At 66.4% G+C, this 13,695-nt stretch carries 13 protein-coding genes; 2 read left to right on the forward strand and 11 right to left on the reverse strand.

The window, feature by feature from the left end:
* Positions 1–4: 4 nt before the first annotated feature.
* The 5 genes from UNPF46_RS35425 to UNPF46_RS35445 are packed head-to-tail and all read right to left on the reverse strand — an operon-like array spanning position 5 to position 6,560.
* The gene (locus UNPF46_RS35425) at positions 5–1,465 is read right to left on the reverse strand and encodes a form I ribulose bisphosphate carboxylase large subunit (protein ID WP_142253132.1); all 1,461 of its coding nucleotides are present in this window, start codon (positions 1,463–1,465) and stop codon (positions 5–7) included.
* A 38-nt stretch (positions 1,466–1,503) separates the two neighbouring features.
* The gene (fba, locus tag UNPF46_RS35430; RefSeq protein ID WP_100177059.1) at positions 1,504–2,589 is read right to left on the reverse strand and encodes a class II fructose-bisphosphate aldolase; all 1,086 of its coding nucleotides are present in this window, start codon (positions 2,587–2,589) and stop codon (positions 1,504–1,506) included.
* A 12-nt stretch (positions 2,590–2,601) separates the two neighbouring features.
* On the reverse strand, positions 2,602–4,620 hold the full coding sequence (tkt, locus tag UNPF46_RS35435) for a transketolase (RefSeq protein WP_142253133.1): 2,019 nt from the start codon (positions 4,618–4,620) through the stop codon (positions 2,602–2,604).
* Between the two features lie 14 nt (positions 4,621–4,634).
* Entirely contained in the window at positions 4,635–5,510 is an 876-nt protein-coding gene (locus tag UNPF46_RS35440) for a phosphoribulokinase (protein ID WP_100177061.1), read from the reverse strand.
* 12 nt (positions 5,511–5,522) lie between these two features.
* Positions 5,523–6,560: a class 1 fructose-bisphosphatase gene (locus tag UNPF46_RS35445; RefSeq protein WP_142253134.1), complete on the reverse strand. Its 1,038-nt coding sequence runs from the start codon at positions 6,558–6,560 to the stop codon at positions 5,523–5,525.
* A 120-nt stretch (positions 6,561–6,680) separates the two neighbouring features.
* On the opposite strand from UNPF46_RS35445, the gene UNPF46_RS35450 reads away from it, so the two are divergent.
* A complete protein-coding gene (locus tag UNPF46_RS35450; protein WP_100177063.1) occupies positions 6,681–7,658 on the forward strand; it encodes a LysR family transcriptional regulator in 978 nt (325 codons plus the stop codon).
* Between the two features lie 229 nt (positions 7,659–7,887).
* Here the strand turns inward: UNPF46_RS35450 and UNPF46_RS35455 are convergent, their stop codons facing one another.
* Positions 7,888–8,784: an NAD-dependent epimerase/dehydratase family protein gene (locus tag UNPF46_RS35455; RefSeq protein ID WP_142253135.1), complete on the reverse strand. Its 897-nt coding sequence runs from the start codon at positions 8,782–8,784 to the stop codon at positions 7,888–7,890.
* The gene (gene rfbC / locus UNPF46_RS35460) at positions 8,781–9,305 is read right to left on the reverse strand and encodes a dTDP-4-dehydrorhamnose 3,5-epimerase (RefSeq protein ID WP_142253136.1); all 525 of its coding nucleotides are present in this window, start codon (positions 9,303–9,305) and stop codon (positions 8,781–8,783) included. Before rfbC ends, UNPF46_RS35455 begins: the two co-directional genes overlap by 4 nt.
* 152 nt (positions 9,306–9,457) lie before the next feature.
* On the opposite strand from rfbC, the gene UNPF46_RS35465 reads away from it, so the two are divergent.
* On the forward strand, positions 9,458–10,690 hold the full coding sequence (locus tag UNPF46_RS35465) for a class I SAM-dependent methyltransferase (protein ID WP_142253137.1): 1,233 nt from the start codon (positions 9,458–9,460) through the stop codon (positions 10,688–10,690).
* A gap of 14 nt (positions 10,691–10,704) precedes the next feature.
* Here UNPF46_RS35465 and UNPF46_RS35470 read toward each other — a convergent pair whose 3' ends face one another.
* The 4 genes from UNPF46_RS35470 to UNPF46_RS35485 all read right to left on the reverse strand — a co-directional run bounded on the left by UNPF46_RS35470 (position 10,705) and on the right by UNPF46_RS35485 (position 13,431).
* Complete coding sequence (locus UNPF46_RS35470; protein ID WP_100181136.1) at positions 10,705–10,914, reverse strand: hypothetical protein; 210 nt, start codon at positions 10,912–10,914, stop codon at positions 10,705–10,707.
* A 138-nt stretch (positions 10,915–11,052) separates the two neighbouring features.
* Entirely contained in the window at positions 11,053–11,472 is a 420-nt protein-coding gene (locus tag UNPF46_RS35475; RefSeq protein ID WP_142253138.1) for a DUF4118 domain-containing protein, read from the reverse strand.
* A 160-nt stretch (positions 11,473–11,632) separates the two neighbouring features.
* Entirely contained in the window at positions 11,633–12,826 is a 1,194-nt protein-coding gene (locus UNPF46_RS35480) for an MFS transporter (protein WP_142253139.1), read from the reverse strand.
* A gap of 50 nt (positions 12,827–12,876) precedes the next feature.
* Entirely contained in the window at positions 12,877–13,431 is a 555-nt protein-coding gene (locus UNPF46_RS35485; RefSeq protein ID WP_246668806.1) for a TetR/AcrR family transcriptional regulator, read from the reverse strand.
* Positions 13,432–13,695: the final 264 nt, after the last annotated feature.

Consider the following 13,695-nt stretch of genomic DNA (forward strand, 5'->3'; position numbering starts at 1 on the left):
CTCCCTAGACGGTTTCGAGCGCCGTCGGCACGAAGTCCGGCGTGTCGGTGGATTGATAGTTGAAGGTCACGTCCTTCCAGACCTCGAGCGCCGCCTTCAGCGGCGTGCAGGTCTCGGCCGCCCTCGCCAGAATCTCCGGACCTTCGTGGACGTAGTCACGGCCCTCGTTGCGGGCGAGGATCATCGCTTCCAGCGCCACGCGGTTGGCGATCGCGCCGGCCGCGATACCCATGGGATGGCCGATGGTGCCGCCGCCGAATTGCAGCACCACGTCCTCGCCAAGCAGGTCGAGCAGCTGATGCATCTGGCCGGCATGGATGCCGCCGGAGGCCACCGGCATCATCTTGTTCAGGCTCGCCCAGGACTGGTCGAAGAACAGGCCGTGCTCGAGCTTGGTCGGGTTGAAGTCCTCGCGGCAGACGTCGTAATAGCCGCGCGTGGTGTTGGGATCGCCCTCGAGCTTGCCGACCACCGTGCCGGCATGGATGTGGTCGACGCCGGCTAGGCGCATCCACTTCGCGATGACGCGGAACGACACGCCGTGGCTCTTCTGCCGCGTATAGGTCGAGTGACCGGCGCGATGCAGATGCAGGATCATGTCGTTGCGCCGCGCCCATTTGGCCATGGACTGGATCGCGGTGTAGCCGATCACGAGGTCGATCATCACGATGCACGACCCGAGCTCCTTGGCGAATTCGGCGCGCTCGTAGATGTCCTCCATCGTCCCCGCGGTGATGTTCAGGTAGGTGCCCTTCACCTCGCCCGAGGCCGCCTGGGCCCGGTTGACGGCCTCCATGCAATAGAGGAAGCGGTCGCGCCAATGCATGAAGGGCTGCGAGTTGATGTTCTCGTCGTCCTTGGTGAAGTCGAGCCCACCCTTCAGCGCCTCGTAGACCACGCGGCCGTAGTTGCGCCCGGAGAGTCCGAGCTTCGGCTTCACCGTCGCGCCGAGCAGCGGCCGGCCGAACTTGTCGAGGCGCTCGCGCTCGACCACGATGCCGGTCGCCGGCCCCTGGAACGTCTTCACATAGGCGACCGGGAAACGCATGTCTTCCAGCCGCAGCGCCTTGAGCGGTTTGAAGCCGAACACGTTGCCGATGATTGAGGCCGAGAGGTTCGCGATCGAGCCCGGCTCGAACAGGTCGAGGTCATAGGCGATGTAGGCGAAATAGGAGCCCGGCGAGCCCGGGACCGGATCGACCCGGTAGCATTTGGCGCGATACTTCTCGGCCGCCGTGAGGCGGTCGGTCCACACCACGGTCCAGGTCGCGGTCGAGGATTCACCGGCCACCGCAGCCGACGCTTCGATCGGATCGACCCCCTCTTGCGGCGTGACGCGAAACAGCGCGATGACGTCGGTGTCCTTCGGCGTGTAGTCGGGCTCCCAATAGCCCATGCGCTTGTATTCCATGACGCCAGAGCGATAACGCTCCTTGCCGCGGACCGTGCCGGTATGTGCGTTCATGTCTCTCTCCTGCTCTCTTCTCTGCTCTTTCCGACTAACTAGGCCGCAACGGGCTCACGGGCGTCGATACGTGGGTCGAGCTCGCCGGCGCGGTAACGCCGCGCCATCTCGCTCAAGGGAACGACCTTGATCTTGCTGGCATGGCCTGCGGTGCCGAACTGCTCGAAGCGCTCGCGGCAAAGCTCGCGCATCGCGTCCATCGCGGGCTTGAGGAATTTGCGCGGATCGAACTCGTTGCGCGATTGCGCCGCCACTTTTCGGAACACCGCGGTCATCGCGAGGCGACAATCGGTGTCGATATTGACCTTGCGCACGCCACTCTTGATGCCGCGCACGATCTCCTCGACCGGCACGCCCCAGGTCTGCGGCATCTCGCCGCCGAACTGGTTGAACATGTCCTGCAGCGGCTGCGGCACCGAGGAAGAGCCATGCATGACCAGATGTGTGTTCGGCAGGCGGCGGTGGATCTCCTCGACCACCCGCATCGCCAGGATGTCGCCATCGGGCTTGCGGCTGAACTTGTAGGCGCCGTGCGAGGTGCCCATCGCGATGGCGAGCGCGTCGACTTTCGTCGCGCGAACGAAATCGACGGCCTGATCGGGATCGGTCAACAGCTGGTCGTGGCTCACCTTGCCCTCGACGCCGTGGCCGTCCTCCTGCTCGCCGCCGCCATGTTCGAGCGAGCCGAGCACGCCGAGCTCGCCTTCGACGGAAGCCCCGACCCAGTGCGCGAGATCGACGACGCGGCGAGTGATTGCGACATTGTAATCGTAATCGGCCGCAGTCTTGGCATCCGCCTTGAGCGAACCGTCCATCATCACAGAGGTGAAGCCATGGGCAATGGCGGACGCGCAGGTCGCCTCGTCATTGCCGTGGTCCTGGTGCATGCAGAGCGGGATGTCCGGATAGGTCCGCTCCAGCGCGTCGATCATGTGCGAGAGCATGAGATCGCCGGCATAGCTGCGCGCGCCGCGCGAGGCCTGCATGATGACGGGCGCGTCGACCTCGGCCGCCGCCTGCATGATCGCGATGCCCTGCTCCATGTTGTTGATGTTGAACGCCGGCACCGCGTAGCCATGAGACGCGGCGTGATCGAGCAGCTGGCGAAGGGTAATGCGTGCCAAGGGATGTCCTCCTTATCGACTGTTGCGAGCAATCGCCCGGCGGGCGGCTTCGGCAATACTCTGTGGCGTGATGCCGAATTCGCGGTACAGCACCGGCGCCGGCGCCGAGGCGCCGAAGCCGCGCATGCCCACGAACTCGCCGTCGGCGCCGATCCAGCGATGCCAATCACCGGCGACAGCCGCCTCGATACCGACGCGCGGCGCCGTGCCGAGCACAGTGGCGCGATAATCGTCCGGCTGCTCCTCGAACAGCGCAAAGCACGGCGCCGAGACCACGGCCGCACGAATGTGCTCAGTCGCGAGCAGCCGCGCGGCTTCCAGTGCGATCGACACTTCCGAGCCGGTTGCGATCAGCGTCACGTCACGTCCGCCATCGGGGGAGACGACGAGATAGGCACCGTTCGCGACACGGTTTCTGCCGCGCGCATCGCTGCGGAAGGTTGGCAGCGCCTGCCGCGACAGGCACAGCACGGAGGGACGGCTCTCGGAGCTGAGTGCGCAGTCCCAGGCTTCCAGCGTCTCCACCGCGTCGGCGGGACGGAACACCAGGAGGTTCGGGATCACGCGCAGCGCCGCAAGATGCTCGACCGGCTGGTGCGTCGGGCCATCCTCGCCAAGGCCGATGGAGTCGTGGGTCATCACGTGGATGGCGCGCAGCCGCATCAGGGCTGCAAGGCGGATTGCCGGCCGGCTGTAATCGGAGAACGCCAGGAACGTGCCACCATAGGGGATGAAGCCGCCATGCAGCGCGAGACCGTTCATCGCGGCGGCCATGCCGTGCTCGCGAATGCCGTAGTGGATGTAGTCGCCGGCGAAGGCCCCGCGCTTGACGGGAGCCTGCGCCTTGGCGTGCGTGAGGTTCGAATGCGTCAGGTCCGCGGAGCCCCCGACCAGACCGGGGATGGTCCCGGCGATGCCGTCGAGCACCTGCTGCGAGGCCTGCCGCGTCGCGAGCTTCGGCCGTTCGCTGGCAAAGCGCTCGCGCAATTTCGCGGCGGCCAGCGCATAGGCGGCCGGCAGTCCAACGGCCTTGCCCTCGACGAACAGGTCGCGCTGCTCTGGCGTCGCGCGTTCATAGCGATCGAGCCAGGCGAGCCGATCGACCTGCCCGCGCTGCCCGATCATTCGCCAAGCCTTGAGCACCGGGATCGGCACCACGAAGGGCTGATAATCCCAACCCAGCGTGCGGCGCGCCGCCGCGGCCTGCTCGGCGCCGAGCGGCGCGCCATGCGCCTTCTCGGTGCCCTGCCGGTCGGGCGCGCCATAGCCGATGATGGTGCGGCAGGCGATCAGCGACGGTTTTGCGGTCGCCCGCTCCTCCGCGATCGCCTGTGCAACGGCTTCGGGATCATGCCCGTCGACGCCGCGCACCGACCAGCCGGAGGCGGCGAAACGCGCGAGCTGGTCGTCGGATGTCGCGAGCGAGGTCGGACCGTCGATGGAGATGCCGTTGTCGTCGAACAGCACGATCAGGCGGCCGAGCCCGAGATGGCCGGCGAGCGAGATCGCCTCCTGGCTGATGCCTTCCATCAGGCAGCCGTCGCCCGCGATGACGTAGGTGAAATGATCGACGAGCCCGTCGCCATGCCGCGCATTGGCCATGCGCTCGGCGAGCGCCATGCCGACCGCAGTCGCGATGCCCTGCCCCAGCGGCCCCGTCGTGGTCTCGACACCCGGCGTGTGGCCATACTCGGGATGGCCCGGCGTCTTCGAGCCCCATCGCCGGAAGGCCTTGATGTCGTCGAGGCTGACATCGCCGCCGGTCAGATGCAGCAATGCGTAGAGCAGCATCGAGCCGTGGCCTGCGGAGAGCACGAAGCGGTCGCGGTCCGGCCAGGTTGGATGCGCGGAGTCGAACTTCAGGAAGCGCGAGAACAGCACGGTCGCGACGTCGGCCATGCCCATGGGCAGGCCGGGATGGCCGGATTGCGAGGTCTCGATGGCATCGACCGCGAGGAAGCGGACGGCATTGGCCAGGTCGTTGTGCGCGACCGCCGTGAGGTCGGCTTCGGCGTGGACGGAGATGTTCATCGGATCCTCCCTCTTTACTTCAGGTTTCGCTTGCGCTCGATGAGCTGCATGATCAGCGGCGTCAGGATCAGCTGCATCGCGAGATCGAGCTTCGCACCGGGACAGACGATCGAATTGGCGCGCGACATCCAGCTCTGCGGCAGCATCGAGAGCAGATAGGGGAAGTCGATACCGCGCGGATTCTTGAAGCGAATCACGACCATCGATTCGTCCGGCGTCGGGATCCAACGCGCGACGAACGGATTGGAGGTGTCCACCGTCGGCACGCGCTGGAAGTTGATGTCGGTCTCGGTGAATTGCGGGCAGATGTAGTGGATGTAGTCGGGCATCCGCCGCAGGATGGTGTCGGTAACGGCCTCGGTCGAATAGCCGCGCGCGCTGCGATCGCGGTGCAGCTTCTGGATCCATTCGAGATTGATGACTGGCACGACTCCGATCTTGAGGTCGGCATAGCGCGCGACGTTGACCTTGTCGGTGACCACGGCGCCGTGCAGGCCTTCGTAGAACAAGAGGTCGGAGTTCTCCGGCAGCTTCTTCCAATCGGTGAAGGTGCCGGGCGCCGCGCCATGCAGTGCGGATTCCTCGGCATCGTGCACGTAGTGACGCGTCACCGCCGTGCCGGTCTCGCCGTAGTCGCGGAACGCGCGCTCCAGCTCCTCGAACAGGTTGGTCTCGGGGCTGAAATGGCTGAAATGCCTGTTGCCGCGCTCGGCCTCCTTGGCCATCTGCGTGCGCATTTCGGCGCGGTCATAGCGGTGGAAGGCGTCGCCCTCGATGTAGGCGGCGTTGACCTTCTCGCGGAAGAATATCTGCTCGAAGGTCTTCTTGACCGAGGTGGTGCCGGCGCCAGAGGAGCCGGTGATGGAGATGATCGGATGTTTCCTGGACATGCGTCACCTCGATCAGAGCCGGAAGAATCCGCGCCGCGCGAATAGCGGCGCTGAAACGCTGGCGACCAGCACCGGATCGCAATGCAGCTCCTCGACGCGCCGCACCTCGTTGCTCGAACCCATGATCAGCGGCACGCGCTGGTGCAGGTTTTGCGCCGACAGGTCGAGGATGCGCTCGCGTCCCGTCGTGGCGGAGCCGCCGGCCTGCTCGATGATCATGGCCATCGGATGCGCCTCGTAAGTCAGGCGCAGGCGACCGTCGCCATAGCCGGGACGCGCATCCGAGGGATAGAGGAACACGCCGCCGCGGGTGAGGAGGCGGTAGGCCTCCGCGACCAGCGAGCCGACCCAGCGCATGTTGAAATCGTGGTTGGCCGGCCCTTCGACGCCGGCGAGGCATTCGTCGATGAAGGCGCGCACCGGCGGATCCCAGTGCCGGCGGTTCGACGCGTTGATCGCGAATTCCTCGCAGGCCTCGGCGATCTGCGCGCCGGCGCGCGCGAGGCGGAAGCAGCCCGCCTTGCGGTCGAGCGTGAAGATGTCGACGCCTTCGCCGAGCGTCAGCACCAGCGAGGTCTGCGGGCCGTAGGTGACGAAGCCCGCCGCGAGTTGCGCCGAGCCGCGCTGATGGAAGGCGAGCGAGAGGTCCTCGGGTGCCGGCAGGATCGAGAAGATCGTGCCGACCGTCATATTGATGTCGATGTTGGAGGAGCCGTCGAGCGGATCGATCGCGATGCAGATGCGGCCCTCGCGGTCGCCGATCTGGGCCTCGCGCATCTCCTCCGACGCCAGCGCCGCGATCGGCAGCTTGCCGAGACAGCGGCGCAGGATCGCATCGGCCTGGACGTCGAGATCGCGCTGCACGTCGCCGTCACTGTTGCGCCCCGTCGTCAGGCCGGAGGCGTCCGCGAGATCACCGGTGGCGATGAGGTCGGCGATCTCGATCGCCGCCGCCGCGATGGCATCAACCGCGGCGGCCACCGCCAGCGCGTGCGGCGCGGTCTCGGAATACCGTTGAAGGTGATCGTCCAGCCTGAGTTGCCCGGTCATCTGCGTCCATCCCCTGTGCCGGCGCCGCGTCCATTCCCTCCCCTCTGGAGGCAGGCAGCGATCAGTCCCGGCATCAGGAGATTGACAGGGGCAGCTTAATAAGGAAAATTTCTATTCATAATGAGCGTTAAAGAATTTTCTTATAATGGTCCCGGCCATGCTGCGGCCCAGCTCCGGCATCTCACGATCCGGCAGCTTCGTTCGCTTGCGGCGTTGTCGGCCAAGGGCAGCGTGACGGCGGCCTCCGGCCATCTCGGGCTGACGCAGCCGGCCGTGACCCAGCAGCTGCGGCAGCTTCAGGACCTCGCCGGCCTGCCGCTGGTGCAGCGGACCGGCGACGGCATGCTGCTGACGGAGGCGGGCAAGGAGGTCCTGGCGCTCGCCGAGCGGGTCGAGGCCGCCATCACCGACTGCCAGGGCGCGCTCGACCTGCTGGCGGGGCGGACCGGCGGCACCGTGCATCTCGGCGCGGTCTCGACCGCGAAGTATTTCGTGCCGCATGCAATCGCGGCATTCTCCAAGCGCTATCCCAAGATCGAGATCAAGCTGACCATCGGCAATCGCGAGGAGATTCGCGAGGCCATGCACGGCTACGACCTCGATTTCGCCGTGATGGGTCGGCCACCGGCCGACGTCTCCGTCGACGTCCGCCAGCTCGGGCGCAATCCCCACATCATCGTCGCGCGCAAGGGGCACTGGCTGGAAAAGGATTCCGGCCTCAGCCTGACCGACCTCGTGCACGAGACCTTCCTCACCCGCGAGCCCGGCTCGGGCACGCGGACGCTGATGGAGGGCATGTTCCAAAAGTCCGACCTCGAGCCGATCGTCGGCATGGAGATGAGCAGCAACGAGACCATCAAGCAGGCGGTCATCGCCGGGCTCGGCATCGCCTTCATCTCGGCCCACACGGTGGCGCACGAGCTCGCCGAAGGCCGGCTCATCGTGCTCGACGTCGCGGGCCTGCCGATCGTGCGGCAATGGTATGTGATCCGCCGCAGCGACAAGGTGCTGCTGCCGCCGGCGCAGGCGATGTTCGATTTCCTGGGCTCGGAAGGATCGAACTATCTGCCCGACGTGCCCGAGTTCAGCGGACGATAGTCCGCCGGCATTCAGCTCATCAGCTTCATGGCGACGGTGGCCGCCAGGATCACGATGATCTGGAGCAGGCGCTCGGTCGTGAAGATGCGGTTGAACGTAGTCATCGCTTGCCCCGGCCGACATGAAGGAGGTTTCGGTCGGCCCGTTGCTAGCATAGACGCTCGGCGAGACAACTCCGTAATTGCCACGGGACCCGCCTGCCGTCCGCCTGCTGCAAGCGGACCGCACCTCACGCGCTCCTCGGCAGGCGATCGGTCCACCATGCGAGCGTGCGGGCGGCACCTGCCTTGAATCCGACCAGCGGCACGCCTGCGGTCACCTCGCGGAGGCGGCTGACATGGGCGGCGAGCATCGGCTCGGCATCGACGCCCGTTGCATCGACGGCGCCGAACCTGACCAGATGAAGCGCCTCGAGGCACTCGGCGAAGTGCTCGATCACGCTGCGCAGGCTGCACACCTCGCCGCTGGCGAGATTGACCGCGCCTTTGAGCTCGCTGTCGAGCACGGCGGCGATCATCTGCGCGAGATCGTCGACATAGACGAAGTCGCGCAATTGGCCGCCATGCGAACAATCGAAGTCTTGTCCGGCACGGAGGCTCCGGATCAGCGAAGGAATGAGGCGCCTCTCCGGCTCGTGCGGACCGAACGGGACAAACACGCGGCCCCAAATGGCGCCCGCCGCGATATAGGCTTCGCCCGTCGCGAGCTTGGCCTGTCCGTACAATGTGGTGGGACGGCACGGGCTCACGCCCTCTTCGCACGGACCGCTCTGCGGTCCGTATTCGAGGCAGCTGCCGATGCCGAGGATTCGGCTGATGCCGCAGGCTTGCGCGCGCGCGAGCAGGTCGATGCTCGCCTCCGTCCACCGCCGATTGATGGGATCTTCGCGATAGCGGCCCGGCCGTGCTTCCCAGGCGAGATGGACGAGATGCGTCGGCCGCGCTGCGGACAGCGCATGCTCGCGGCCGGCTTCGGTGAGGAGATCGGCCGCATGCCAACTCACGCCCGGCGTCGCCGGCTGCGCTGTGCGCGCGATGCCATGGACCTCGAAGCCGCGCCCCGCCAGCGCAGGCACGAGCGCACGGCCGATGAATCCGGACGCGCCCGTGACCAAGACCCGCTTCATGCGAGATACGGCAGCGCGCGGTCGCGCGCGGACAGGATCGGATCGGGCAGCGGCCAGGCGATTGCCAGCGACGGATCGTCCCAGCGAATGCCTGCTGCGCCCTGCGCGTCATAAGGCACGTCGATGCAGTACATCAGCTCGGTCGCATCAGTGAGCGTCTGGAAGCCGTGCGCGCATCCGGCGGGGATGAACACCGCATTGCCGCGGTCAGCGGTGAGCTCGACCGAGCACCATTGTCCGAAGGTCGGCAGCGATCGGCGCAGATCGACGATCACGTCGAAGGCGCGGCCGGCAACGCAGCGCACCAGCTTCGCCTCCGGCCGGCCGGCCTGGTAATGCAGACCGCGAAGGGTGCCGGCGCGTTCGTTGCGGGACAGGCTGTGTTGCGCGAACTGCGTCGGCAGTCCCTGCGCCGCGAAGGCCTCGGTGTCGAACAGCCGGGCAAAGGACCCGCGCGCATCAAGCTCCGGCTCGATGCCGATTTCGACCACACCCGGCAGAGCCAATGCAGCGAACTTCATCTCGCCCCTCCGCGCCGCGACGCCGCCGCTGCGAACGTCCGTTCACCCGAACGCCTTTTCGGTTGCATCATCCGCGACCTTGTCGGAGTTTCCGTGGCTTGGAAGCATTCACTAACAGCCGCGACAGGGCGGCACAACGGGACGATCCGGTCATGGACGGGCATCGATGCCGCTTCTGCGCGCGGGAGCTCGACGAGACCTTCGTCGATCTCGGCCTGTCGCCTCTGGCGAATTCCTATCTGCCGCCGGAGTGCGCGAATGCCGCCGAGCCGACCTACCCGCTGCATGCCCGTGTGTGCCGCGCCTGCGGGCTGGTCCAGCTGCCGCAATTCGAGCCGGCGGCTAGCATCTTCGACCAGTATCTCTATTATTCGTCCTATTCCGAGAGCTGGCTGCTTCATGCGGAGAGCTATGCCGCCGAGATGATCGTCCGCGCAAGGCTCGGGCCGGCGTCCGAGGTGATCGAGATCGCCAGCAATGACGGATATCTGCTGCAATATTTTCAGCGCGCCGGCATCCGCGCGCTCGGGATCGAGCCGGCCAGCGGCCCGGCGGCCGCTGCAACCGCCAAGGGCATTCCGACCCGCATTTGCTATTTCGGCCGCGATGCAGCGGCTGCGCTGCGCACCGAAGGCCACAGGCCCGATCTGATCGTCGCCAACAACGTGCTGCCGCACGTCCCCGACATCAACGATTTCGTCGCGGGCCTGCGCATTCTCCTGCCCGAGGCCGGACGTGCGACGCTGGAGCTTCCGCACCTGCTGCATCTGATCGAAGGGATTCAGTTCGACACGATCTATCACGAGCATCTGTCGTACTTCTCGCTCGCGACCCTCGAGACGGTGTTTCGCGCACACGCCTTGCGCGTGTTCGACGTGGAGGAATTGCCGACTCATGGCGGCTCGCTGCGCCTGCATGTCTGCAGGACGACGGCTGCTCAAAGGCCCTCGCCCGCGCTCGAGCAATTGCGCCGGCGCGAGGAAGTCGCAGGTCTCGACCGGCCCGCGATCTATCGCGATTTTCAGGCGAAGGTCGCGGCGAAGCGCGAGACGATCCGCGACTTTCTCGCCGCCGCGCAGCGCGCGGGCAAGACGGTCCTCGGCTATGGCGCGCCTGCCAAGGGCAACACGCTGCTGAACTATTGCGGCGTCACGCGCGAGCTGATTCCGTTCACCGTGGATCGCAATCCGCACAAGCAGGGCCTGCTGCTTCCGGGAACGCATCTGCCGATCCGCGATCCCGCCGCCCTGATCGCGGCAAGGCCTGATTACGTCTTCGTCCTTCCCTGGAATCTGAAGGACGAGATCGTCGCGCAGTTGGCGGAGATTCGCGCCTGGGGCGGACAATTTGTGGTGCCCGCACCCGAGCTCACGATCATATCGTGAGCGATGGTTAACGATCAGGCTGCGCGCGGCGCGGCGTAGTCCATGCGCGCTGCGAAATAGGATTCCAGCTCCGACAGCGCCCGCGCTTCCCAATCCTGCGCCTGTTCCAGCAGCGACCAGCTCTGGCCCGGGCGAAACGCAGCGGTCTGGCGATACAGCGATGCGATGCCGCGATAGCGACGCACGTTCTCCAGGATGGCGTGACCGTTGATTTGGCCGTTCATGTCCGAAAACTCCCTCGTCATTCCCGGGGGAGAAACTGCGGCCAAATCTTTTTCGAAAAGTTAGCGGCGCGCGGCAAGCGCGCGGATGGTTGCCGGACTGTTGCGCGCAGGCAACGCGCGCCATCGCGCCAGGACGATCTATTGCGGATTCGTTGCCGCGCTCTCGCCCGGCGGCTTCAGCCCGCCGCGGCTGATGATGCTCATCGTCTCGCGGCAGAGATCGGCAAGGCCGATCAGCAGCACGGCAAGCAGGCAGAACAGGTTGATGGAATCGGCATTCGTGCTCGACAGCGCGCTGAACTCGAAAAAGGGCGGAATGAACGCCCACCACACCAATGGCACCGTGAACAGCGCGGCAAACACGGCCGCCGGCGCGCCCGCGACGAGGCCGAGCAAGAACAGGCCGGGCAGGAACGCTGCAAAATAGAACTTGGCGCCGAGCGCGACGCAGATGCCCTGAAGCACGGCCGATACTGCGATAACGACGCAACCGAGCAGAAACGCCCGCCACGACCATGGCCGTACCCGCGGTACGCCAAACAGCCCCGCACGCCTCATCAGCCTCCCCCTGCCGCCCGTTAACCGGGCTCGCTTGAGACGAAAGTACTACACCCGCAAGCAAACCGCGAGATGGAAATTGCAGCACCCGACGCCTCGCAGGGCCTCGTGTCCGGGTCTTGGTAAACAGCCGCATCGCGCCATTCCGCCGGGCCGGCGACTACTCGGTCGCCGCATAGAGCAGGCCCGCGACGGGCAAAGCGAGGCCAATGGCCGAGGCGAGCGGCCAGCCGCCTTGCGCGAAGGCGAAGGCGCCGACCGCGGAGCCGGCGGCACCGGCCGCGAAGAACGTCGCCATATAGAGGCCGTTGAGGCGGCTGCGGTGCTCGTGCCCGAGCGCGAAGATGGCGCGGAAGCCGAGCACGACGTTGCCCTGAACGCCGATATCGATGGCGATCGCGGCCACGACCAGGCAGCCGAGGTTCAGCATCGAGCCGGGCGCGCCGACATAGCTCGCCAGGAAGCCCGCGGCCGCGAGCAGCATCGCAACCAGCGTCGCGATCCGGCTATGGCCGCGATCGGCGAGCCGGCCCGCGATGGGAGCTGCGAACACGCCGGCGACGCCGGCGAGGGCGAACAGCGCGATGCCGCGCTGGGAAAAACCGAACGCGCCCGCGAGCTGGAGCGGCGCCACCGTCCAGAACAGGGTGAAGCAGCCGAACAGGCTCGCCTGGTAGAGCGCCCGTCGCCGGAGCAGCGGCGTATTCAAGGCCAGGTGCGGCATCGACAGCAGCAGCGTGCCGTAATGCATGCGCGCGACGGGCCGGCGCCTCGGCAGCACGAGGCGGAGCACCGCTGCGAGCACGATCATCAGCGCGGCGGAGGCGAAGAACACCGTGTGCCACGACGAGGCCGCGGTGACGAAGCTCGACACCGGGCGCGCCAGCATGATGCCGAGCATCAGCCCGGTCGAGACGTTGCCGACGACGCGGCCGCGGATGGCCTCCGGCGCCAGATGCGCCGCATAGGGGATGATGATCTGCACCGCGACCGAGCCGAGCCCGACGAACAGCGCCGCGACCAGGAACGGCAGCGCATGGGTCGAGAACGCGGCGGCGAGCAGCGCGGTAGCACCGAGCATGATCACCGAGCAGATCAGGGCGCGATTTTCGACGAGATCGCCGAGCGGCACGATGAAGAGAAGCCCGACGCCATAGCCGATCTGCGTCATGGTCACGATCAGCCCCGCGGCTTCATGCGACAGGCCGAGCGCGGCGCTGATCGGGGCGATCAGCGGCTGCGCGTAGTAGATGTTGGCGGCGACCATGCCACAGGCCGCGGCAAGCACGAAGGTCAGGCGCTGTGACACCGCATCCGGTTCGGGGGCGGTCTCGATCGTGGCATTCATCGTCATTCCAGCAGACTCCAGATATGGGAACGATCATTCCCTAATAAGGCATGAATTCAGGCGAGCAGCTTCATCGCGACGCCGACGAGGCGCTTCCCGTCGAGCGGCAGCCGCGCCTTGCCGACGACGCGCATGCCTTGCGTGATGCAGATCATCAGCCGCGCGGTGTCGTCGACATCGACATGGGCCGGTATCGAACCGTCGGCCTGGCCCTCGCGGATGAGGCCCGCGATGAAGGCCTCGTTGGTCTCGATCTGCGCGTTGACGCGGGCGCGGACTTGCGGATCGAGCGCGGCGAGCTCGACCGTGCCGCCGACCACCATGCAGCCGCGGCGACCCTCGATGCCTTGCGAATGCGCGACATAGGACAGCAGCATGTGGCGCAGCCGCTCCCGGCCGTTGCTGCCGCGCGCGGCCGCGCTGCGGGTCTGCTCACGGCGGACCGCGGCGTAGCGGTCGAATGCCGCCAGGAACACGGCCTGCTTGTCGCGAAACGCCTTGTAGACGCTGCCGGTGGCGAGCCGCATCGCGGCGGTCAGGTCTCCGATCGAGGTGGCATGATAGCCGCGCTCGCAAAACACCCTCACGGCGCGGTCGAGCGCGGTGTCCATGTCGAATTCCCGGGGACGGCCGGGCGGACGGGCGGTGGCTTGCGATCTGCGGGCGGTCTCTTGCATTGCGGGATAATAGGGAATGATTGTTTCCTAATAAAGACACGGAGTTGTGATGGGGGAAAGGCTGGACCGAGCAACGTTGTCGTGTCCCGGACAAGCTGCGGCACGCAGTGCCGCTGCGCAGAGCCGGCAACTGTTATGTTGACGGTGCGACCTTATAGATTTTTCGGTCGCGCAGCATAGCGTTGAGGATGGTCAGCA

The sequence above is a fragment of the Bradyrhizobium sp. UNPF46 genome (assembly GCF_006658625.1).
Lineage (GTDB): Bacteria > Pseudomonadota > Alphaproteobacteria > Rhizobiales > Xanthobacteraceae > Bradyrhizobium > Bradyrhizobium nitroreducens.

What these genes read in the sequence shown, in the direction of transcription:
- UNPF46_RS35425 (WP_142253132.1), bottom strand. Translation starts at nt 1,465, where the DNA reads ATGAACGCACATACCGGCACGGTCCGCGGCAAGGAGCGTTATCGCTCT.
- tkt (WP_142253133.1), bottom strand. Translation starts at nt 4,620, where the DNA reads ATGAACATCTCCGTCCACGCCGAAGCCGACCTCACGGCGGTCGCGCAC.
- UNPF46_RS35440 (WP_100177061.1), bottom strand. Translation starts at nt 5,510, where the DNA reads ATGTCCAGGAAACATCCGATCATCTCCATCACCGGCTCCTCTGGCGCC.
- UNPF46_RS35445 (WP_142253134.1), bottom strand. Translation starts at nt 6,560, where the DNA reads ATGACCGGGCAACTCAGGCTGGACGATCACCTTCAACGGTATTCCGAG.
- UNPF46_RS35450 (WP_100177063.1), top strand. Translation starts at nt 6,681, where the DNA reads ATGAGCGTTAAAGAATTTTCTTATAATGGTCCCGGCCATGCTGCGGCC.
- UNPF46_RS35455 (WP_142253135.1), bottom strand. Translation starts at nt 8,784, where the DNA reads ATGAAGCGGGTCTTGGTCACGGGCGCGTCCGGATTCATCGGCCGTGCG.
- rfbC (WP_142253136.1), bottom strand. Translation starts at nt 9,305, where the DNA reads ATGAAGTTCGCTGCATTGGCTCTGCCGGGTGTGGTCGAAATCGGCATC.
- UNPF46_RS35465 (WP_142253137.1), top strand. Translation starts at nt 9,458, where the DNA reads ATGGACGGGCATCGATGCCGCTTCTGCGCGCGGGAGCTCGACGAGACC.
- UNPF46_RS35470 (WP_100181136.1), bottom strand. Translation starts at nt 10,914, where the DNA reads ATGAACGGCCAAATCAACGGTCACGCCATCCTGGAGAACGTGCGTCGC.
- UNPF46_RS35475 (WP_142253138.1), bottom strand. Translation starts at nt 11,472, where the DNA reads ATGAGGCGTGCGGGGCTGTTTGGCGTACCGCGGGTACGGCCATGGTCG.
- UNPF46_RS35480 (WP_142253139.1), bottom strand. Translation starts at nt 12,826, where the DNA reads ATGACGATGAATGCCACGATCGAGACCGCCCCCGAACCGGATGCGGTG.
- UNPF46_RS35485 (WP_246668806.1), bottom strand. Translation starts at nt 13,431, where the DNA reads ATGGACACCGCGCTCGACCGCGCCGTGAGGGTGTTTTGCGAGCGCGGC.